At 47.4% G+C, this 23723-nt stretch carries 16 protein-coding genes; 15 read left to right on the plus strand and 1 reads right to left on the minus strand.

Translation table 11 applies throughout. The features are described 5' to 3' along the window. Positions 1-4 precede the first annotated feature (4 nt). The 12 genes from AC3WTJ_RS01785 to AC3WTJ_RS01840 all read left to right on the plus strand — a co-directional run bounded on the left by AC3WTJ_RS01785 (position 5) and on the right by AC3WTJ_RS01840 (position 19450). Entirely contained in the window at positions 5-1537 is a 1533-nt protein-coding gene (locus AC3WTJ_RS01785) for a sulfatase family protein (RefSeq protein ID WP_492520287.1), read from the plus strand. 281 nt (positions 1538-1818) lie between these two features. Further along, on the plus strand, positions 1819-2763 hold the full coding sequence (locus AC3WTJ_RS01790; RefSeq protein ID WP_492520950.1) for an ABC transporter permease: 945 nt from the start codon (positions 1819-1821) through the stop codon (positions 2761-2763). Between the two features lie 54 nt (positions 2764-2817). Next, positions 2818-3684, plus strand: coding sequence for a carbohydrate ABC transporter permease (locus AC3WTJ_RS01795; protein ID WP_127452493.1), 867 nt, complete (start codon positions 2818-2820; stop codon positions 3682-3684). 73 nt (positions 3685-3757) lie between these two features. Then, entirely contained in the window at positions 3758-6121 is a 2364-nt protein-coding gene (locus AC3WTJ_RS01800) for a helix-turn-helix domain-containing protein (protein ID WP_492520288.1), read from the plus strand. Positions 6122-6293: 172 nt separating this feature from the next. Further along, on the plus strand, positions 6294-7856 hold the full coding sequence (locus AC3WTJ_RS01805) for a type 2 periplasmic-binding domain-containing protein (RefSeq protein ID WP_492520289.1): 1563 nt from the start codon (positions 6294-6296) through the stop codon (positions 7854-7856). A gap of 68 nt (positions 7857-7924) precedes the next feature. Then, on the plus strand, positions 7925-10093 hold the full coding sequence (locus AC3WTJ_RS01810) for a glycoside hydrolase family 88/105 protein (protein WP_492520290.1): 2169 nt from the start codon (positions 7925-7927) through the stop codon (positions 10091-10093). A 370-nt stretch (positions 10094-10463) separates the two neighbouring features. Then, entirely contained in the window at positions 10464-11351 is an 888-nt protein-coding gene (locus AC3WTJ_RS01815) for an ABC transporter permease (RefSeq protein WP_492520951.1), read from the plus strand. A gap of 17 nt (positions 11352-11368) precedes the next feature. Continuing rightward, a complete protein-coding gene (locus AC3WTJ_RS01820) occupies positions 11369-12244 on the plus strand; it encodes a carbohydrate ABC transporter permease (RefSeq protein ID WP_492520952.1) in 876 nt (291 codons plus the stop codon). Positions 12245-12327: 83 nt separating this feature from the next. After that, positions 12328-13968, plus strand: a complete 1641-nt coding sequence (locus tag AC3WTJ_RS01825; protein ID WP_492520291.1) for an extracellular solute-binding protein — start codon at positions 12328-12330, stop codon at positions 13966-13968. Between the two features lie 106 nt (positions 13969-14074). Beyond that, positions 14075-16300, plus strand: a complete 2226-nt coding sequence (locus AC3WTJ_RS01830) for a helix-turn-helix domain-containing protein (RefSeq protein ID WP_492520292.1) — start codon at positions 14075-14077, stop codon at positions 16298-16300. A gap of 45 nt (positions 16301-16345) precedes the next feature. Next, positions 16346-18538 (plus strand): family 78 glycoside hydrolase catalytic domain, encoded by a 2193-nt coding sequence (locus AC3WTJ_RS01835; protein WP_492520293.1) that lies wholly within the window; start codon positions 16346-16348, stop codon positions 18536-18538. A gap of 27 nt (positions 18539-18565) precedes the next feature. Beyond that, on the plus strand, positions 18566-19450 hold the full coding sequence (locus AC3WTJ_RS01840) for a helix-turn-helix domain-containing protein (protein WP_492520294.1): 885 nt from the start codon (positions 18566-18568) through the stop codon (positions 19448-19450). Here the strand turns inward: AC3WTJ_RS01840 and AC3WTJ_RS01845 are convergent. Then, positions 19441-20280, minus strand: coding sequence for a phytanoyl-CoA dioxygenase family protein (locus tag AC3WTJ_RS01845; RefSeq protein WP_492520295.1), 840 nt, complete (start codon positions 20278-20280; stop codon positions 19441-19443). The genes AC3WTJ_RS01840 and AC3WTJ_RS01845 overlap by 10 nt on opposite strands. Positions 20281-20547: 267 nt before the next feature. Between AC3WTJ_RS01845 and AC3WTJ_RS01850 the strand changes: the two genes are divergently transcribed. From AC3WTJ_RS01850 to AC3WTJ_RS01860, 3 genes are all read left to right on the plus strand, one after another. Next, on the plus strand, positions 20548-21870 hold the full coding sequence (locus AC3WTJ_RS01850) for an extracellular solute-binding protein (protein WP_492520296.1): 1323 nt from the start codon (positions 20548-20550) through the stop codon (positions 21868-21870). A 79-nt stretch (positions 21871-21949) separates the two neighbouring features. Next, positions 21950-22825 (plus strand): carbohydrate ABC transporter permease, encoded by an 876-nt coding sequence (locus AC3WTJ_RS01855; RefSeq protein WP_492520297.1) that lies wholly within the window; start codon positions 21950-21952, stop codon positions 22823-22825. A gap of 21 nt (positions 22826-22846) precedes the next feature. Beyond that, entirely contained in the window at positions 22847-23677 is an 831-nt protein-coding gene (locus tag AC3WTJ_RS01860; RefSeq protein ID WP_492520298.1) for a carbohydrate ABC transporter permease, read from the plus strand. The last annotated feature ends 46 nt before the right edge of the window (positions 23678-23723 follow it).

Below are 23723 nucleotides of genomic sequence, written 5' to 3' on the forward strand. Positions count from 1 at the left end.
GTTCATGCCAAACAACACAGAACAAGCAACGAGCAAACCCAATATTATCTTCTTCATGACGGATCAGCAGCGCTGGGATTGTATCGGTGCCTACAACAAGCATATCCATACGCCGAACATCGATAAACTGACGGCGCAGGGAATCACATACAGCCAAGCGGTATGTCAGGCGCCGATGTGCGTGCCTAGCCGCACCTCGATGATGTTCGGCTATTATCCCTCGCAGCTCGGTGTGCGAACCAATCACGGCGGCTTGTACGACGAAGACAAGCTGCCGAGCGATCCGCTTCCGGAATTGATGCGAAAAGCCGGGTACCAAACCGCAGGCTTCGGGAAAACCCACTGGAACCACGGAGTGAATAATCCGGTTCCCTCAGCACGCGGCTTCGAAGTACGGGCTGTCGGACTGTCGCGTGACAGCGGACATTATGAGGATGGCGCTGTCATGATGGGGGATGCCGAGCCGGAGGGGCTCGCCGCTTATTATGAAGAAACGAAAGATTACGGTGGCGGCGAGGAGAATTCTAAAGGGTATATCGGCTGCACGAGTCAAATACCGAATCATTGGCACCGTGACGGATGGGTGGCGGAGCAATGTTTGAATTTTATTGATGAGGGGCTGGACGCGTCGCGCCCGCTGTTTCTCTATCTTTCCTTCTTGAAACCGCATGCCGGCTTCAACGTCCCGAAGGAATTCGAGGATCTATACGATCTCAACGAGATCCCGGATATTGCTCAGCCGCCATGGGAGCTTGAGCAGAATACGCATCTGGCCGCGACCGACGCCGTGAATGAGAGCAGCCAGAGCAACTATTGGGAGAAGCGGCATGTCTGGGAAGCGATGACGCCGGAGGAGCGCAAGCGGACCACGCTTCGCTATTGGGCGAATTGCTCCTGGCTTGACGATTACTTGGGTAAGGCTATGGAGCGGTTGGAGCGGCAAGGGCGGCTGGACAATGCTTTGATCGTCTTCGTCTCCGACCATGGCGAGATGATGGGCGAGAGACAGCATCGCTTCAGCAAATATTGTTTGTATGATAGCAGTGTCCGTGTACCGATGATCTTAGCCGGAAGTTATTTGACACCAAGGGTACGCGGGTCTGTGGATGACCGGCCTGCTGAGTTGGTGGATCTCGTGCCGACCTTATCCAGGGTAGCGGGATTGCCGGTCAATCCGCAGTTGCCCGGGCTTGATCTACTGGGCGAGACGCAGCGTCTTGGGACCTTCTGCGAATTCCATGGCAAAGGAGCGCAGCCGCATCATTCGGCGCCTGCCTTAATGTGGAGAAAACAGGATTATAAATTGATCCTGTACATGCCTGGTAAGCTCGGAGAGGCGATTGGCCGAATCGGCGAGTTTCAAGGAGAGCTGTATGATCTGGCGGCAGATCCTAACGAATGGCATAACGTGTATGACGATGAGCATTATGCGAGAATCCGTGAACGCATGACGGGGGAGCTTCTGATGCATTTGGCATGCGTCTGGTCCCGCGGCCCGGTCTTTTATGACCGGCATGGGCTTGCGGCAATGGTATAACAATGAGGGGCGGCCCATGTGTCATAACTGACCAGGGGCTGCCCCTTTTTGCTCGTATCGGAACGTATATCCCTGTTGTGGCGCGCTTTTCACCCGTTTGCACAAGATTGTCTCAATCGGCAAAATAGTCTCACCTTCCGTTCCGGTTGCGACAAAATTGCCTTAAACCCGAACAATATTGTCTGATTGTAAACGGTAAGATTTTATTCTAAGTTGTTAAGCATACGAGAAACAAATGAGAAAGGGGAATGGAGAGGATGGCACTCATGCAACCGGAATCTATGGCATCTGACCAATTAGTGAAGTCCCGAGAATGGCATAAGAGGGGCATTATAAGAGATCTAAGGCGGGATAAATATTTGTATTTGCTTGGCCTGCCAGGCGCATTGTTTTTTCTAATATTCAAATTTGCCCCGATGTGGGGCGTCGTCATTTCATTTCAAAACTTTTCGCCGTTTGCCGGCATAACGGGCAGCGAATGGGTGGGGTTCGAGCATTTCGAACGATTTTTTACCAATCCGGACTTTATGCTGCTTTTCCGGAATACGATGGCCATTAATTTGCTGAACCTCGTGCTCTTTTTCCCGCTGCCCATAGTGCTTTCATTGCTCTTGAACGAGCTTCGCAGCGTGGTGTATCAGCGGGTCATTCAATCGATCGTCTACATGCCGCACTTTTTGTCATGGGTCATTATTTCCGGCTTGACGTTCCTCATGTTTGCCAAAGGTGAAGGATTGGTCAACAAAGTTCTGGAAGGACTGGGCTTGGCCAGGATTGATTTTTTAACGAATCCGGATACGTTCTGGGGCATGTTGACCTTGCAATCGATCTGGAAGGAATGCGGTTGGGGGACGATTCTGTTTCTGGCCGCGATGGCAAGCATTGACCCAGGGGTCTATGAAGCCGCTAAAATTGATGGGGCAAGCCGACTTCGCCAAATGTGGCATATTACCCTGCCGGCGATCCGCAACGTAATCATTACACTGCTCATTTTGCGCCTCGGGCATATGCTCGATGTTGGCTTTGAGCAGGTATTCCTGATGTACAATGGCGCCGTTTCCCATGTGGCAGAAGTATTCGATACCTATGTGTACCGGGTCGGTATTCAACAAGGCGAGTTTAGCTACAGTACCGCTGCCGGTTTGTTCAAATCGATTGTAGGCTTGGTGTTGGTCGTAGTGGCAAACTGGATTTCGAAAAAAATGGGCGAAGAAGGGGTTTACTAGCGTCCATATCAATAGAGAGACATAGCTATAGCAATGTCCTTAGGAGGGAATTATATGAAAGAAGGATTGGGAAACCGGTTGTTTAACATAGGGAATATCGTATTGCTGGGTCTGGTCGGCATCATCACCTTTTTCCCGCTGTATTATGTGTTTGTCGTTTCCTTTACCGATCCCACGGAATATTTGAAGGAAAGCTTCGTGCTCTTTCCGAAGGTGTGGTCGCTTGAATCGTATAAATTTCTGATGGCGACAGGCGCATTTCCGAAATCGATTGGAGTAAGCGTCTACGTGACTCTAGTCGGTACAGCACTCAGCTTGATATTCACTGCTTCCTTGGCGTATACGTTATCCAGAAAAAGGTTACGCGGTAGACGATTCGCCCTGATCGCGATTCTAATCACCATATTGTTTAATCCTGGTATGATCCCGAACTATATGCTGGTACGTAATTTGCACCTCATCGATAGCCTGTGGTCGCTCATTTTACCGGCACTTGCGAGCGGTTGGAACGTCATTTTGATGAAAGGCTTTTTCGATAGTATCCCCGCCGAGCTGGAAGAATCCGCTTCGATGGACGGGTGCAACGACTTGTCGACCTTTTTTCGGATTATATTGCCGTTGTCGCTTCCTTCGCTGGCTGCATTCGGGTTGTTTTATGCGGTCGCTTACTGGAACCAGTTCTTTAATGCCTTGATTTATATTAACGATGCCAGCAAATGGCCGCTGCAAGTGATGCTGCAAAACATTTTGCTCAATGCGAATAACACGGATCTGCGGATGGATGTTTCCTCGGTACCGCCTCCTTCTGAAACATTAAAAATGGCTGCGGTCATTGTTGCAACGGTTCCCATTTTGGTGGTATATCCTTTCTTGCAAAAGCATTTTGCCAAAGGTGCCATGGTAGGATCAGTCAAAGGGTAACGACCCGAAGGGGAGGGATTCCAGCTCTAGATGTCGAATCGTGTAAAAAAATAGGTATTGGAAGGTGAGCATCTTGACTGGAATTTGGGGCGCGTTACTCGGCTATTTTCAAAAATATAAATATAACAATCGCTTCTTCTGGAAAAGCCTTGCGATGATTCTCATTATGGCAAGCATTCCCGGGCTCATTACCGGCCTCAGTATTTATTGGATCGCCACGAACAATGTGGAGGAAGAGCTTCAGGGACTTCACCAGAATCAGATTAGTAATCGGGCGGCGAATATCGACGACCAGCTTGCTTTTCTCGAAATGACGGTATCGCATTGGGCGTTCGACTCCAAGTTCGACGATAAATTGAAGACGCTTAACTTTGCCTATAATTACGAGACGGTTCAGGATATGTACCGGACCCTGTTGTCTCTTGAGAGCTCGCATCCTTTTCTGCAGAAAGTAGAGCTGTTTCTGGACAAGCCGCGTCCGCTCGTCTTCACAACGGAACGGTATAAATTTCTAAGTGAATCGGTTGATGTCGAGAATTACGAGACCTTGCTTAAGCATGATAAGTCGATGTTCTGGACGTTTCCGAAGATTCAAGGAACGAGCAAGCAGGAGCTTACGATTGTGAATAAAATTCCCGGCGACAGCACCGAACCCTTCGGTGCTCTTGTTGCCACATTGAATCAGGACAACTTGTTAAAGGTGCTAAAAACGCTAACTCCTTATGATGAGGGCGTCACGATGCTGTTCAATGAGGAGGACAATTGGAATTTATCCAGCAGCAGCGGGGCGGAAGGATCGAAACTCGATCAAGCGCTTAAACAAGCCTACATGAAGCATCAAGCGGATTTAGGGGAAGCAGCGGTGAACGACGCGAAGCCTGAATCGTTGTTATTTGATTATCAAAAGGTTTCGTATTCGGTTTCGTACGGCCATTTTAATCGGCTGGGCCAGAAGTGGGTATATATCTCCGCCGCGCCGCTATCGTCCATTACGGCCCCGGTTGTTTCCATTTCCAAGTGGATATTGATTATCAGTTTCTCTGGTCTATTCATAGCGCTGCTGCTCTCTTGGTTCGTCTCCCGCCGCATCTATCATCCCGTACAACGGCTGCTGACCCTGCTGTCCGGTGAAAAGAATGATGAGGTGAAGGACGAATTCGCCATGATCGAGAAGCACTGGCAGCATATGTCCAAGGAAACGGAGACGATGCGGGACAAACTTAAAGAGCAAATGCCGCTTTTGCGCGAGGGCTTTTTCCTCCAGCTGGCGCAAGGCTACTTGATTTCTCTGCAAGAGAGCGACTTGAAGGAGCGGATGAAGCGCTATGGCTGGGAAACGGAGCAGCGTCAATTTGTAGCGCTTGTGATTCAATTGACGGGTTTTGCCAACCTGGAGGGAAGGTTCTCGCAAGGCGATGAAAGTCTCGTGACGTTCGCCGCCGCCAACATTATCGATGAGTTGTTCACCAGCCAATATGAACAAGCGGAAATCATGAATTTCCATAACTTTTCGATTGGGGTTCTGCTATCCTTTCCCGCAGCTCACCCGTTAACCTGGCTAGAGGATGATTTGGAGCAGGCGTGTCAAGAAATCATTCTCGCGATAAACCGAATTCTGAAAATGCAGGTTACGATATCGGTCAGCAAATGGGTTCACAACGTGAAACAAATTCCACATTTGTTCGAGGAAGTGAAGCAAGCGTTGGTATATCGAGATCTGCTTGACGAGAATCAGATTATTAAGACGGAGCAGCTTTCCAAGCTCAATGTCTTCAAGGAAACCGGTTACCCGTTCACCTTGGATAAAGAAATTATTCATACGATTCGTAACGGTCAGGAGTCAGACGCTGTTGATTTGATCGGCCAATTCATGAAGGAATTGGCGGCGAACGGCTCGACCGAATTTATGCTTCAGCAAGGCATGCTGCAGCTCTTGGGCAGCATTCGGTATGCGTCCTTGCAATCCGGGATGAATCCCGTGCAGCTGTTCGGCAGTGTGAACTTGTTCGAGCAGCTTGCGCAAATCAAAGAGCCTGAGCAAATGCTCAAGTGGTTTCAGCACAAAGTGATTGCGGTTTTCGTTCAGGAGATGATCTCCCGGCAGGATTATCATTTCAAGCAGATCATCGAGCAAGTCATCGCTCATTTACGCGAGCAGTACATGACGCAATTATCGCTCGAATCGTGCGCCGATTTATTCGGCACAAGTCCATATACGTTAAGCAGGGCTTTTAAGCAGATAACCGGGATTAATTTTATTGATTTCCTGACGAATATTCGGATTAGCAACGCCAAGTCTTTGCTTGTCGAAACGGATATGAAGATCAACGAAGTCGCCGATGCGATCGGCTATCAGCATAGTTATTTCAATCGGCTTTTCAAAAAGTACGAAGGCATTACACCAAGTCAATTTCGCGAGGTAAACCGCACGGAATAAGGGATTAGAGCCTTCATGCATCGAAGTGCAAGCTGCAAGATAGTCCTAGAATGGCTGAAATGGCGGTACAAAAAAGTCCGATTGTCGATCAAAGTGGAATGTACTATTGTCAACCTTGTGCTCTGTTAAGGCGTTCGATACACAGAAGTTCATAACAAGGGAGGATCACAAAATGAAAGTAAGAAAAAGCAAAAAAGTTGTCTTGGGCTCAATGATACTGATGCTGGCATTATCCAGTGTCGTGGCTGCATGCGGGAACAAAGCGGATACGGGAAAAAGTAATGCCGCAGGCGGGACGGAAGCACCGCTTGAAGTGAACATCATGACGATCTTGCTTACGCCGTCTCCGGCCGCAGATGATAACAAAATCAAACAGGCGATTGAAAAAGCGACAAACTCCAAAATGAAAATTCAATGGGTGTCCGGTAACAACTATACGGATAAGTTGAATGTGACATTGGCATCCGGCGATATTCCTGATTTGATCACGATTAACGATCCGTTCACGTCAGTTTTCCGTAATTCCGTATCGCAAGGCGCTTTCTGGGATTTGACTCCTTACATCAAAGATTATCCGAACTTGAATTCCAAAATCTCCAAAACGGCTTGGGACCTGACGAAAATGCAGGATGGCAAAAACTACGGGATCCCGCGTCCTCGCCCGGCTGAAGCCGACTCCTTCTTCATTATTCGCAAGGATTGGCTCGACAATCTCGGGATGCAGGTGCCAACAACAACCGACGAGCTGTACACAGTTATGAAAGCCTTTGCGGAGAAAGATCCGGATAAAAACGGCAAAAACGATACAACCGCACTCGCGGCCTTCATGACGCCTCCGGCCGATATGGGAACGCTTGCGATGATTGAGAACAGCTTCACAGGCGCGAACGTGAAAAACGATAAATGGAAGCTGGTCGACGGCAAAATCGTCAATACCGCGCTGCTGCCTGAAACTCGCACTTCCATTGAATACTTGACTAAAATGTACAAAGATAAGCTGCTGCCGGAAGATTTCGCTTCCTACAAGCTGTCACAGGCAGCGGACCTGTTCAATGGCGGTAAAGCGGGCATCATTATGGATAAAGCGGGCACGATGAACGATCACTACGAATTGTTGAAAAAAATCGATCCGAACATGAAGCCAACGGATTTCTACCCGTTGACCAATATGAATGGATACAATCCGAAAGGCCCTGGCTTCTCCGGTATGGTTTCTATCCCGAAATCCGTGCCTGAAGCGAAAATGAAACGCATCTTGAAAATGGTCGATACGTGGATGAATGACGATGTATTCGCTATTCAGCAATACGGCATTGAAGGTGTGGATTACACGGTGAAAGATGGCCAAAAGGTGATTAACACCGAGCAGTTGGCCAAAGATAACGGTCCTGACTTTAACCAAATTGTCTATGTAGCCGATCCATATGCGAGCTCTACGAAGGTATACTTCCCGAAAGAAGCAAACGATCTGTTTATGAAAATCCAAGATGATCGTGCCAAAACAAGCGTAGCCGATATCAGTATCGGTCTGTACTCGCCAACAGCGCAAAAGCTGCTGCCTGAGTTTGAGAAAAAAGTACAAGATTTGAAAACAAAAATCATTCTGGGCCGTGAGCCGATTACCGCTTGGGACGATTTCGTGACAAAAGCTAAAACAGATGCTGATTTGGCGAAAATGAGCCAAGAGATGACGGATGCGTACCAAAAACGCAGCGCTGGCGCAGCGGCTAAATAGAAATTAAATCTGGCAGGGGGCGGGGAAACTTCGCCCCTTTCTGCATTGGAATGGGAGAGGAAGAGACCATGGCTGAGCGTTATATTGACATCAATGAGAGCATTTATACGAAATGTGGCGACCGCGTAAGCGAAATATTAGCTACAGTAGCCGACAGATATGTAGGCAACAACCCACCTCATCCGATGGCATACCGAGCTTTTTGTACTAATGGCATATTGAAGAATCACGATTATAGTTATGACTTTCATTTTGTAAATCGGTTTCCCGAGATTCAGAACGGACAGATTGTTTACGCATGGTCGCAATATTGGAGTGACGTGGAGACGCCGCTCAATTTCATCTTGCACTGCTATGGTCCGCTCATTTTGTATGCGAATGGGCAACTCATCTATAAAGCGAATATCGCCGATGAACTGAATCCCAAACGCAGAACAGTCGTGACGATTCAGATGAAGAAAGGCTGGAATCATTTGGTGTTCCAGTTTACCAAGACGGAAGCGGGCTGTGGAGGTTCTCTGGGGCCAGGCTCCTATAAGAGCAACCCGATCCATTTCCTCGCACCTTCACCCGAGCGATTCGGCCACGAAGGCTGGATCTACACCGCTCCGCAGGATCATGTGTGGAGCGAGCTCCCGGGTGAGGGAAGCACGGAAGGAGATCACGGCATTGCTTGGTATCCCAAGCTGGCGTGGAGTGATGCCGAGCAGGCGAAAAATCCGGTAGCCCGCATCTTTGGCGAACTGAACGAGGGGTACGCACTCGCGTGGACGAAGCTTCGTTCCTTTTCGGCTGAACCCCGGCAGGTTGAGTTGAGCGGTCATGCGGAAGGAAGCCTTGCGTTTTATGTGGATGGGAAACTGCAAGCGAGCACTGACAAAGCAGGCGCTTTCCATGCCGTGGTGAAGTTAGCGTACGGTGAGCATAACCTCGTCATTCAATGTTATGGTGCGAACGGGAGCGCAGGCTTTCGTCTGGACCCGCTTTCGGCAGGCATTGAGCTTGTAGAGCCTTATCCCGTACATGGGGCGAAGGACGCGTGGCTGTATCTAGGGCCGTTCGGTGCAGAGGACGTGATGCCTGATGTTGAAGCTTCGCTGTTTGCCTTGGTGGAGACGCAGGAGGGTGGAACGTTCTGGCGTCTGGATCAGCCAAACACGTGGGTGCGGCCGTTCACGGAGAATGCCTTGTTCGGCAAGTGGAACTATCCGCTTGGCGTGACGATGTACGGGATGCTGCAGACCGGTAAACTGCTCGGTCGCGACGATTTGCTGCAATATGTCTACAAGCATATTGAAACATGCACGCGGCTCTACACCTATGCGGGCTGGGATAAAGCCCAGTACGGCGCCTCGGGTGTGCTGAACACGCTGGCGACACTGGACAGCTTGGATGATTGCGGCTCGTTCGGAGCAACGATGCTGCTGGCGCTGCAAGATCAGCCGCTCCAAGGCGCTGAGCGGATTGCCGATGTGATTGCGAATTATATTAGCAATCAGCAGGATCGATTGCCTGATGGATCGCTGTACCGCAAGCCGAAGCATGTGGATTTCCCGAACGCGACGCTGTGGTGTGACGATTTGTACATGAGCGTGCCGTACATGTGCCGCAGCTACCAGCGGACTGGTGAGATCCGTTATCTGGAGGATGCAGCCAATCAATTCATCCAATTTAAGAAAAAGTTGTACATCCCTGAGCTGCAAATCATGTCTCACGTCTATGACTTCGGGATCGACAAACCTACGAAAATCGCTTGGGGCCGCGGTAATGGCTGGGTCATTTTCTCTTTGTCCGAATTATTGGCCGTGTTGCCTGACGACCATGCTCAGCGCAACGAGCTGGTACAATTCTTCAATGAACTGAGCGAAGGTTACTTGCGCCTGCAAGGGGAGAACGGCCTGTGGCACCAAGTGCTGACAGAACCTGCTTCGTATGAGGAAACCTCGTGTACCTCCATGTTCTTGTATGCATTTGCTCGCGGCGTCAGATATGGCTGGCTGACAGAAACGGAGAAATATATCGCAGCGATTCATAAAGGCTGGAATGGGATGGCCCGCATCTCCATCGATAAATTCGGCAACGTGTACGGTGTGTGCCGCGGTTCGGGATATTCGTATAGCGTTGGCTACTATAAAGACGATCTCTCCTGGCTGTTAAATGATACGCACGGCATCGGTATTGTGCTGCTTGCCGGCATTGAAGTGCTGCAGCTGGAGCGTCATTTGGGCTCATCTTGACAGCGTTCTTGAAGCGGTATTATTGCGTTCTTTCCCAGTAACGGGTAGCGTTCTTGAAGCGTTCTCTCATATCAACCCCCCTCCAGACGAGACATGGAGGGGGTTTTTGGTCTTTGCTGCTTTTCCCACATTGAAAAAGTTGAGGTATGTGAAAAAGGTGAGATTGAATGGGGATGTAAGAAATGTGATCTACTCGGAAATGTGTGAATTGTGAGGGCGGAGAACACGAGATAAGATAAATCCAGAGTTTGGCAAGGCGATTCAAGGTTATTGAACGGAACATCAAATGATGAGGAAGGTGAGACAAATAGAAAAGCTGCTCAATACGACAGTATCTGAAAAGCTCAATAGGAGACGGGGATTCGATCGCATGCGTTTCCGGCAAAACGTCCCCATTATGCTTATGTTTTTACCGGCGCTAGCCTTTTTTCTTATCTTTCGATATGCGCCTATCGGAGGCCTGGTTATTGCCTTTAAAGCGTACAATTTTGGCGATGGCGTATTCGGAAGTCCCTGGGTAGGCTTCAAAAACTTCGAGATTCTGTTCTCGCAACCTCAAATGCTGCGAATTATCCGCAACACGATTATTCTAAGCTTCCTACAAATTGTTGTCGGATTTCCGTTCCCCATTATCTTAGCCATTCTTTTGAACGAAGCGAGGAAGTTGTGGTTTAAAAAACTGGTGCAAACCCTTGTGTATTTGCCTCATTTTCTGAACTGGGTCATCATTGGCGGTATTATTGCCCTCGTGTTTGCCCAGGAAAAAGGGTTTCTGAATCACTTTGTTACCCAGTGGTCAGATACACCTTATCCTTTTTTGTACAAAGAGAACAGTTGGATCGCGATATTTGTAGGCAGTGGGATATGGAAAGAAGCAGGTTGGAACGCCATCATTTATTTGGCCGCTCTTGCTGCTGTTGACCCGTCGCTGTATGAAGCGGCCAGCATGGATGGGGCAGGCAAGTTAAGGCAAATTTGGAGCATTACACTACCGGCCATATTACCGACCATTGCGATCATGTTTGTGCTATCGGTTGGCCACTTCATGGAGGTCAGCTTCGACCAAATTTATGTGCTGCAAAATTCAGCGGTATCCGCAGTCTCGGATGTCATCTCAACCTGGAATTTTCGGGTGGGCATTAATGGCGGACAGTTTAGTCTGGCTACGGCAATGGGCTTTTTCGAGTCGATGGTGGCCTTATTGCTCGTCATTGCAGCCAACGTAATTGCCAAACGAACAGGCAACAGTCTTTGGTAGAAAAGGAGGGTATTCTCATTAAAGCTTCGTCTACAGAAAAGATCTTCTACTTGACCAATTATGTCCTTCTTGGGGTTATTGCTGTCAGCTGCTTACTCCCCATGCTGCATATGCTTGCTTTGTCTCTCAGTACCAATGATGCCATCTTATCCGGATTTGTCAGCTTATGGCCGATCGGATGGAATTTCGAGACGTACCATAAGCTTTTTACAGGCACACGCATTTTGCAAGCGGCTCGGAATAGTGTCGAGCTGACAGCGGTCGGAACGTTCCTTAGCATGCTTTTCACCCTATTAGGGGCATACCCCTTATCGAGAAAGTTTATGTACGGCCGAAAGTTTTTCACCATGCTGATCGTGTTTACGATGATTTTCAATGGAGGATTAATTCCCACGTATCTTGTTATCAAATCACTCGGTTTGGTTAATACCTACGGTGCACTTTGGCTGCCTGGACTCATAAGCGTCTATAACATGCTGGTCATGCGTTCATTTTTTAACGGCTTTCCAGAGGAGATTGAAGAGGCCGCCCGCATTGATGGCTGTGGAGAGATCAGGCTAATGCTTCAGATTATTTTGCCGCTTTCCTTGCCGGTACTCGCCGCACTTACGCTTTTCTACGGTGTTGGCTACTGGAACTCCTTTTTCAGTGTCATGATTTACATCAACGATTCCAGTAAGAATACGCTTGCTGTACTTATTCAGCAAATGATTTCCAGCCAGCAATTGCTGCAGGAAATTGCAAATACGTCTTCGGAAGACCTTACATCCATCACACCGGAGTCGATTAAAGCGGCAGGGGTATTTGTCATGATCGTACCCATGCTGATCTTATATCCTTTTCTGCAAAAGTATTTTGTGAAAGGCGTCATGATTGGTTCTGTTAAAGGATAGGCCTGCACATCTTATTTTCTGACAAGTCTGCTCTTCCTAAAAGAAGAATGCTTGTATACAATACTAAACAGGAGGGTTCTTATATGAACAAAAAAGCGCTAGTCATCTCCACGGTTGCGTTGACGCTTGCGGCAACGTCACTGGCAGGCTGCTCCGACAGTAAGACGGGAGAAGCTCAACAAACAACAACGACACCTGCTACTTCGGCATCTGCGCGTGCCATGTCCCTCTCGATGTCGTTTTATGATCGGGGAACGATTGCACCTGATCTCGGGACCGCCGAAAACAACATTTGGACGAAATTCATCCAGGATAAAACCGGAATCAATTTAAAGATATCCCCTGTCCCGCGTGCAGAATCCGTTAACAAGCTGAATACTCTTGTCGCGTCAGGGTCAGCGCCGGATGTTATTTTAGAATACGATGTCGGGTTCCGCAATCAACTGTATTTACAAAAACAGATCATGCCCATCGGAGATTTGATTGAAAAAAATAGCACGACATACAAGCAGCTGCTAAATAAATTTCCTCTGCTCAAAAAGCTGAGCACGAGGGATGACGGGAAAATTTATGATTTGGGCCGTATTCTTGGCTATGTGCCCTATAGTTATACGGTGATTAGGCAGGATTGGCTCGATAAGATGAAACTATCGGCGCCAAAAACGGCGGATGAATTGTTTCAAGTTGCGAAAGCGTTTGCAACGCAAGATCCTGACGGCAACGGCAAAAAGGATACATACGGCTTGAATATGGCCGGAGGCGGCAGCTTAATCGATCCTATGTTCCAGAATGTGACCTGGATTCTCAAAGACGGCAAATGGGTGAAGGATTGGGATCGGGCCGAGGCTGCGAACGCTTTCCGCAAGAAACTTTTCGATGAAGGCATCGTCGATAAAGATTTTCTGACCGATAAGAATGGAAAGAAAGCCGAGCAAGATTTTGTAACAGGTAAAATAGGGATCTATACAGCTGCAGGCTCATACAAAGTGTTTACGTCTCAATATGAAACCTTGCGTAAAAATGTCCCGGATGCCAAGCTGGTGGCCATCGCACTGCCGTCCAGCCAATTTGGCAGCTTTTCGCCAGATTTCAATCCACCGGTGCAGTTGACGGGTGTCTTGAACGCCAAAACGAAAGATCCTGAAGCGGCCATCAAAATGATTGATTATTTGAGCTCACCGGAATGGGTCAAAACGACCTATAGCGGCATTGAAGGCACACATTACAAAGTTGAAAATAACAAAGAAGTTCCGATTAATGCGGAGAAAAATAAGAAGGAGCTTGACTGGTTAGGCGACTTCCGTATGTTAGGCGGCCAATACGTTTATAACGAGTTTGATACGACGATGAAGGGCTTTGATCAAAGCAATCCGCTTCAGAAGGAGTTTTACGATCTCGGCAAGGACGTTTTCAGCTTGAACATTACAAAGGACCGCCCGTTAGCCAGCATCACGCTTGGCGGGTTCATGCCTGCACTTCCTGCTGACATGCAGTTCATCTCCAAGAACTTGCTTGATTCCACCAGCAACCCAATTGGGGACTTATGGAATAAAGCGATTGTAAGCGGTTCTTCGTATACTTCAGCTCAAGCCAAACAGGATGCGATCAATCTATGGAAAAAATCAGATGGCGATAAGCTAGAGGCCTGGTATCAGGACTGGTATACGAAAAATAAGGATACGATGGTTAGCCAAAACGATTTACTTTCCATGAATTTTAACTAAAAGAGTATGGAGAATGCTGTCGGTAGATTTCTGCCGACAGCCTTGTTCGTACCGTCCCTAATAGACGGTTTCGCCGTTTCATTTCGATGCCCGAGGAGAGCATGCCATGTTCAAGAAACATTCTTGGTTTTACCGTTTGGTCACCACCTACCTGCCAATTGTCTATTTGCTTGTATTCATCTTGTTTTTTGTTTTCTTCATGACAATGAATAAGCAGTCCCAAACGCAAACTGTGAGTGCTAATGAAGCATTTACGCGATACACCATGCTTCAGCTTAACTCGATTCTTGGCAACATCGATCAGAATGTGAATGCGGCAACCGTTAATAACAGGGAGTTTAATCAGTACATGTTTCAGCTTCACGATTCTGATGTTAACCCGTATTTGCTGCGCAGCAAGGTGGCGGAACTTTTCAGGCAGGTTCAGGCGGGTTTTCCCTTCATTCAATCCATTTACTTTTATCGCAATATCGATAGGACGGTGCTCGGCACGGAGATGTACCTGCCACTTGCTGAATTTGGGGATCGCGATTTCGTTCAGGAGCAGATGAAGCAGCCGCTTCCAAGCATTTGGACGAATGTAAGAACCTATAAAGTTCTTCCTTCTCAACCTTATGACGCTCAAGTTGTATCCCTCGTGAAAAAGGTCCCTTTTCTGACGGAGCCAAGCGGCATCCTTATCGTGAATATCGATGTTTCGAGTCTGGCCTCTTGGCTGCAAAGCATCTCTGTAAGCTCAATTAGTTCAATTACCTTAGTCGATCAGGCAGGACAATTAATCGGGCAAAGTAAAGTGAAAGCGAATAAGGACATCCTTAACTTGAAGTTTGAGGAGACAGGGTGGACGTTCAACAGCGGAATAAAAGAATCCTACCATTATGGCTTTTTTTCCGAGCTCTATTATAGTTGGATCATTATTGGAGTTGTGATGGTTCTGATTGCTTCAGCCTTAATTATCTACTTGTCCAAACGTTATGCAAGACCGATTGATGCGAGTATGAGCCGAATATCCGATTATTTAAACGTCAGGCAGCCGGGCGGAGAATTGATTTCGGTCGTCGATGCGGCTGTAGACAAAATTATTGATTTCGCTGATCGTTATCAGTCCGAGAGTAATTTAAATTTGCCTTATCGTCAAAAATACTTTTTTCAAGAACTTCTGACAGGAGATCGTCCCATCAGTCAAGACGAATTGACCGAAGAGATGCATAATTTTGGTTACCCTTGTAATTGGCTTTCATTCAATACGGCCAAATTGGAGATTGATAGAATTAGCGATTTTACAGAAAACTACTCCACGCGAGATCAGGTGCTGCTGAAATTCGTCTTGTCGAACGTGTTGAAAGAAACCGCTGAGCAGTATGGGATAGGCATTTGGAGTGAATGGATATCTGTGGATAAAATGAGTATTCTGTTTGGCGCGGACGGCGAACTTTCAATGAGTGATATTAGTGCCATTTGTGAGAGTATGCGGGCGTGGGTCGAAGCCAATCTTGCCTTCACGGTAACGATCGGCGTTGGGAAAATGACGGAGCGTTCGGAGGACATCGGTGAGTCCTACGAGCAGGCTGTTAAGGCTGTACAATACCGCTCCTCATTGGGAAATAATCGGGTTATTCACTATGAGGTCATTGCGCGGCAGACGGAAACCGAGTTGTTTGATATTTTACAGTTAATCCGTACGATCGTTCAGTTGTATAAAAGCGGAAACGAAGAATGGTATAACCAGTTCGATTTCCTGTTCAAAGCGATCAATCGCGAATTGTATACCCGGGATGAGTTGAAGAACCTGCTTTACTATATGACCTTTACTTTCACGCGTGAACTGTCTGAATTTCCCAGTGAGTATACCGAGTCATGGCGGGTGGAGGGACTCGTTCCTATTTCCCAGGCAATTGACCGATTTGAAACGATGGACGATATCAAAAAAGTACTGTCGGAACGGCTCAGCACCGTTGCCGAGTTATGGAAGCAGCTGCGTGAGACTAAAAGTCACAGGCTGCTGATTCACGATGTGAAAGCCTACATTGACGCCCATTACGCAAATGCAGACTTGTCCCTGCAGCTGCTTGCCGAACAATTTTCATTAAGTAAAAATTACGTCAGCCGCTTATTTAAAGAGGAGACAGGTGAAAATTTTATCGATTATTTAACAGCGCTGCGTATCTTTCATTCGAAGCAGCTTCTCGAAGAAACGGGCACGTCGATTCAGGATATCGCCGGACTCGTTGGTTATGAGCATTATTTTTCGTTTAACCGGGCGTTTAAGAAGTTGACCGGCTTCCCTCCGAGCGACTTTCGGAAGAAACGTTTCACTGACAAAATACTGTAATACGGAATATAGCGTGTATCTATAATTGAAGAGGAGAGGGTTCGGTTGTCAGCACAGTGGCAGGCAGATTGGTTGACTGAGGATTCATTTATCAATCTAAATAAGCATTATCTCTACCATAAAGAGCTGGAAGCAGGTGAAGATGAACCCCATCGGATCGATTTGCAGCATCACCATTGGTATGTCAGAAACGTATTTATGCTGGATGAACAGAGCTTGGATGAGAAGGAAATCTGGCTTCATCTCACGGCGGATGATTATTACAAGCTGTATATAAACGGCGAGTTCGTTTGTCAGGGGCCGGCGCAAAGCGATGCGAATCATTACTATTTCAATAGTATCCATGTTGCTTCAAGTTTAAAGGCCGGGGAAAATGTCATTGCCATTCATGTTTATTATCAAGGGTTGTTAAATCGTGCTTATAACAGCGCCGATTACCGGCAAGGTGTGCTGGCAGAACTGTGGGCAGGCGAGAATTTGCTGGTGAAAACAGATCGTACTTGGAAAGCGAAGCGGGTATACGATAATCGGCCCGGTGCGGCTTTTGGATATGACACGCAATTTACCGAGCATTTGGACGCAAGGCAATCGGAGAGAGGGTGGACAGAAGTCGGGTATGACGATTCCGATTGGCTGCAAGCGAAAGCTGCGGAGACAATCGATTATACGTTTGTTCAACAGCCGACTCCGGTGCTTGACGTCTATCGGAAGCAGCCTTCGAGTGTCCGACAATTGGGACCCGGTCACTATCTGATCGATTTCGGAGGAGAACTGACGGGCCAATTCGCGATGATTGCACATGGTAAGGCAGGAGAAGAAGTCCAGATATGGTCCGGGGAAGAACTGCTGCCGGGGGAGCTGGCTGTACGTTACGAAATGCGCTGCAATTGCCTTTACCATGATCAGTGGATCTTATCCGGTGAGATCGACTCCTTCCTAACGTATGATTACAAGGCTTTCCGTTATGTGGAAGTGCAAGGGTCGGAGGAAGCTTTGAACCCGGAATCGTTTCATGCCATCGTCAGACATTATCCCTTTGATGAACAAAGCTGTTTGCTTCATACCTCGGATGAGCGGATGAATCAAATTTTTGACATATGTAAAAATGGTGTCCAATACGGCTCGCAGGAAAATTTCGTGGATTGTCCCAGCAGGGAGAAAGGCCAATACTTGGGCGACAATACGATTATCGGCCACTCGCATATGCTGCTGAGCGGGGATTTACGGTTATATCGCAAGGCGATTGAACAATTTGGACGCAGTTCTTTCGTCTGTGGCGGGCTTATGGCCGTTGTGCCGGGACATTTCATGCAGGAAATAGCTGATTTTTCTTTACAGTGGCCGATGCAAGTCATGACGTATTTCAATTACAGTGGCGATAAAGCCTTTCTTCAAGAGATGTACCCGTATGCGGAAGGGTTGCTGCAGCATTTTGAGAAATTTGAGCGTGAAGATGGATTGCTGGAGGGGGTTGCGGATAAATGGAATCTTGTCGATTGGCCGCAAGGATTGCGAGATAACTATGATTTCGAACTAACCAAGCCGATTGGCCCTGGCTGTCATAATGTCATCAATGCCTTATATATCGGCTGTGTGCGTACGGTGAACGAGATGCGGGATTTACTGGGCGTCACTTATGAGAATCGGCTGCCGAAATTAAAGAAAAGCTTCTTGGACGCCTTCTATGATGAGAAGAAAGCTTTGTTTAAAGATTCCGAGGAAAGTAGGCATCATGCTCTGCACGCCAATGTTCTTCCTTTATTATTCGGCATCGCCCCTGATCAATCCGTCGTGGCTATCGTCGACATGATCCGAACCAAACGATTCGCTTGCGGCGTTTATTTTTCCTACTTCGTCATGAAGGCACTTGCAGAGGCGAAAGAGTATGAATTGATCTACGGTTTGCTTTCGTCTGAGGATGAACATTCTTGGGGGAATATGCTGAAAGAAGGAGCAACGACATGCTTCGAGGCGTGGGGGAAGGATCAGAAATGGAACACCAGCCTATGCCATCCTTGGGCAAGCGGACCCGTTCCTGTGCTGATTGAAGACATGATAGGACTCAAGCCTGCCAAGCCGGGTTGGGAAGAAATTGCATTTTATCCGCAGCTTCCTGCATCTTGGACATCGTTTTCTCTGCAGGTACAAGTTCCAACCGGAAAGATTCAGCTCAGTTACAACAACGGGGTGTGGACCGAAAGCTTCCCACCTGGTATCACGGTTAAAAGAGCGGAGTAGCCGAACAGACGTAGAGGGGGCTAAATTATGGTTAATCATACCAATGACCGCTTTCTGGAAAGCGATGTTTTTCCATTCTACGCAGCCCCCTTCGACCTCCCGGCAGGACGGTACGTAGCTCCGCACAGCCACGAATTTGTCGAATTCGTCTACATCGTCGAGGGTAGCGGCATGCATACTTATAAAGGGATTGAACACAGGCTTCACACAGGAGATGCGTTCATCATTGAACCCGGCATGGAACATTCCTACAGAGTGGGGGAGAATGAACGGCTTCTTGTCTATAATGTTTTGTTTCATCCGTCCCTGATTTTTCATGAGTTGGAAAAGTTGAAGGAAGACGCTTCTTTTTTTGATTTTTATTATGTCGTTCCCTTTATGCGCCAATCGGTCAAAGATCAGCCTTCGCTATGGCTGTCCCCAGTCGAGCAGAGCGTATTCAAGTCATTGCTCGACGAAATTGTTCGGGAATTTACGGTGAAAGACCATGGTTACCGATCGATGATCCGATCCAAGCTAGTGGAATGTTTCGTTTTTCTAAGCCGCTGCAACCGCAAGAACAACGAAAGCGTAAGGCTTGCGAGTCCATCAGAAAAGCAGGCGATGGAACAAATCGCCCGCTTTATTGAACGTCATCTGGAGAAGCAGCTTAAGCTGGCCGAGGTTAGCCGTCTGTGCGGGATGAGTGTCTCCACCTTCAAGGCCAAGTTTAAAGCGAATACAGGACGTACGTTTCTGGAATACCGCAATGAAATGCGAATTATGGCCGCCAAACGGCTGTTGGTCCAGACGGAACTCAAAATGATAGCGATCGCCCAAGAGGTCGGCTTTGAAGACGTCAGCTTATTCAATCGCACGTTCCGGCATTGGACCGGCATGTCTCCCAGCCAATATCGAAAGGATCAGCTCTGAGCCGGGATTTTGGCAAGCAGCGGGAACATAGGCCCGCGCAGCGGTTCCTCAGGCGTATAGGTCTGCCCATCCAAAACCATGTGAGGTTTCCCATTAAACGTAGTACCGTCCGGCATATAGATGATGGCGTAAGCGCGTCTAGGCTTGTCGGTTTTATTCGCATGCGCATAATGAAAGGTAAGTCCGTCATGAAATGTGCAGCTGCCCGCTTTCAGAGGTACGACGACAGGCTTCCGTTCAGCTATTTCGGTTCCTTGAACAAAGTCGAAAATATTAACCGGATCATGCAACGAGATATTCGTTAACTTCCCCACCTTGTGAGATTTCGGCACGAACATCATACAGCCGTTATTCTCATCCACATCATCGAGCGCAATCCAGATGCTCATGCAGCCGTCCTCATTCATCGGCCACTTCGGAGAGTCTTGATGCCATGGCGTGGCATTCGTGTCACCGGGCATTTTCCATAACGCATGATCGTGGAAAAAACGGATTCCTTTCGCACCTGTCAAACGTAAGGCAATTTCCGCAAATCGGGGGTGAAAGGCGAAGGTCGCCATGCCGCCGTGATCTCTCCAGGTGTTCACCTTCTGATTAAGGACTCTGGCGTATGCTGGATTGTCTTTGCCTGTTTTCACCGATAAGCCTTCTTTCGCACTCATCGACTCCTCCATATATTCGCGTAATGCGGCAAGCTCATCCCCATCCAGCAAATCATCGACTTGAACAAATCCATTTTCCCGATAAAATTCAATCTGATCCTGAGAGATGTAGCGGTCTGCCGGGTGTTGGCCGAATGGCTGTTCCTTCATGGCGATCGTCCTTTCCATATTGGTTTGGCATTCCTTGATAAGATAAGTATAGAAGCATCGTTCTGTTGGAACTAGGAGGATTCGCCGATGATTCAGGCAGATTAGCTGAGGATCATGTAAGGTTGGAACATGCAAATTTGAAAGCGCTCCGCATTTTAGTGGCATATTTCGGATATTATCAAAATTTCGTAGGATATTAGATTCATTTCATAGGAACTATAATCTAAAGGAATAGTAAATGGGCATTAAAAACTAGGACAAAATACGCAGAGATGAGGGTTGAAAATGGAGAGTCGTAAGATTAAAAAATCATTATTGATCGGCATGGTTACCATGCTTGCGACGGTTGGCGTTGCTTGCGGTAAAAAGGAAGGCGCAGCAACTACTGGAGGAGCATCGGCAACAGCAGCAGCGGGCGAAACCGTGACTTTGACGATGATGCATCCCTGGACGTCGCCGAATGTCGATAATGACGCTTATAAGGCGAGAATCGAAGAATTTGAGAAAAAGTTCCCGAATATTAAAATCAAACAGGACGGGGTGCCGTCTGCCCAGTATAAGACAAAGCTTCGCACGCTTGCAGCTGGAAACAACCTGTCCGATATTAATGTCGTGTGGCCGGGAGCTGATATTACGCCTCTTGTTGCCGGAAATCTGTTAATGCCGATCGACTCCATTATGGACAACTGGAAAAACGTCCTTCCTGAAGATGCGCTAGCCGGCATGAAAGTAGACGGGAAGCAGTATGCCATTCCGACCAAGCAATCATTCGTCGACATTATTTATTACAACAAAGAAATGTTTGCAAAAGTGGGCTATACCGAGTTTCCAAAAACGTACGACAACTTTATCGATGCGATCAAAAAGCTGAAAGCTGCGGGAATGACTCCGATAGCAATGGGCAATAAAGAGAAATGGCCGCTTCAATCTTCCTATATGTCCATCATTGGGGATCGTTTTGTTGGCAGCGATTTCTTGAATCAGGTATTGAATAAGCAAGCTAAATTTACGGATCCCGAGTATGTGAAAGCGCTTGGCGTCATTGAAGAACTAACCAAACTGTCCGCTTTCAACACAGACATGAACAATATGGATTCGGTTCAGGCGCAAGATTATTTTATCCAAGGCAAAGCGGCTATGCATATTTCATCTTCTACAGTTGACGGTAGAGTCCGTATCAACAATAAGGAAGGGGATAAATTCGGTATCGCCCTGTTCCCTAGTGTTGCTGGCGGTAAGGGGAACCCTGAGAAAAGCGCAGGCGTCGTTCAATACGGTATCTCCATCAGCAACGGATTGGATGAGAAAAAGAAAGCGGCAGCCATCGAATTCTTGAAATTTTTCGTCGGAGAAGATTTGTACAAGACTTTGATTAGTAAAGGCGTCGTTGTCCCTGCGAAAGTTGAAATTCCGCAAGATGCGAGCCCTTATTTAAAAGAGATGATGGCGCTTACGGGTAAAGGAATCGCTCCGGTATTCGACAGCGTGATCCCTGCACAAGTGGTCGATGTCATGCAAAACGGCCTACAGGCTCTAACCGTAGGCAAAGGTTCCGCGGAGCAACTGGCTAAAGATCTGCAGAGTGCAATTGATAATCTTAAAAAGTAAATGAGTTAGGCAAGAAAACTCGAGGGTTCGAGTTTTCTTCCCTTTTTAAGGGGCAAATTTGGGAAAAGGAGGAAATGCCATGCATACGCTCAAGGGAACGAAGTTCTCCATTTTCATCGGGCTGCTGCCCGCGCTTGTCATTTATTTAGGCATCGCCGTCGTACCGATCGGCTTGTCGCTTTACTACTCCGCCATGAACTGGGACGGTATTTCGCCCATGACGTTCATCGGGCTTGATAATTTCATCGAAATTATGAAAGATCCGATTTTTTGGAATTCACTCAAAAACAATATTTTCATTATGATTGCGGGTATCGTAGGAACGATCCCATTCGGGTTGCTTCTGGCGCTGCTGCTCAATAAGAAACTGAAAGGTTCAGGTTTCTTCCGCACGGTTGGTTTTCTACCCGTCGTTATCTCTTCCGTCATCGTTTCCTTGATTTGGGGAATGATCTATAATACGGAATACGGCATGCTCAATTCCGTTCTCGGACTCTTTGGTTTGGACAAGTTGAAGCAAAACTGGCTTGGAAGCACCGAGTGGTCCATGCTGTCGATCAGCATCACTTATATATGGCAAAACTGCGGCTTGTATATGGTTATCTTGCTTGCCGCTTTGCAAAATATACCGGCCGAAGTCAACGAGGCGGCTCATATGGACGGAGCTACCGGCCTGAAGAAAACATTTCTCATCACGATTCCAATGATTCGGGATACGCTTGTCGTCGCTGTTGTGTACAGCATCAGCGGTTCCTTCCGTGTCTTCGACCTGATTCAGGTCATGACGGGCGGTGGACCGGCCCATTATACAGAAGTCATGACGATCTATATGTATAACAATGCATTCGTAAACATGCGTTTCGGTTACGGAAGTGCGGTATCCATTCTGATCCTTGTATTCAGCCTGATTGTGGTCACTGTCGTGAATAAATTAGGCATGGAAAAAAAGAGCTGAAGAAGGAGGAGTTGAAGCCGAATGGAACGGATAGGAAAAATTAAGCATGTCATCATTTACGCGTTTTTAATCTTGTTTGCCGTTATTAATCTATTACCGCTTTTTTGGATGGTGGTCGATTCCTTCAAGAGCGAGCAGGAATATGCTGCGAACCCGTTCTCGCTGCCGACCGTACTACACTTCAGCAATTATGCGAAGGCGTGGGAAGTGGCGAATATGGGGACATATTACAAAAACAGCATCATCATTACGGCTGTCTCCGTTATTGTCACGGTTTTGCTTGGAGCGTTGGCCTCTTATTTTTTATCCCGGTTCGAGTTTAAGCTGAGGGGAATCACTTATGGAATTTTCTTGCTCGGCATGTTAATTCCGATTCATGCGACCTTAATTCCGATCTTTCATATTATGCAAAAGTTGAGGCTGCTCGATACGAGTCTATCGCTCATTTTGCCGTATACCGCCTTTCATTTATCGCTGACAATCTTTATACTTGAAGGGTTTATGAGAGGTTTTCCAAAAGATATGGAAGAATCCGCCGTTATGGACGGATGTGGCGTTTTTCGTATTTTTTGGTACATCATCCTGCCGATTACGAGACCTGCCATGGCAACGGTCATCATCTTGAATTTCGTTTATAATTGGAATGAATACTTGTTTGCACTTGTATTGATCAATTCCAGCGAATTGAAAACTTTGCCGCTCGGACTCGCTAATTTCGTCGGCATTGAAACGGCGAGCCTTACACTGCAGATGGCTGCGCTCACGATCGCTCTGATTCCGATCATCCTTTTCTATTTGATTCTTCAGAAGCAGCTTGTGAACGGCATGACAGCAGGTGCGGTCAAGGGATAAGCAGAAGCAGATGCGGTAACAACCGACTTTGGCCATGAGGAGAAAA

The sequence above is a fragment of the Paenibacillus sp. FW101-FHT12H11 genome (assembly GCF_058790355.1).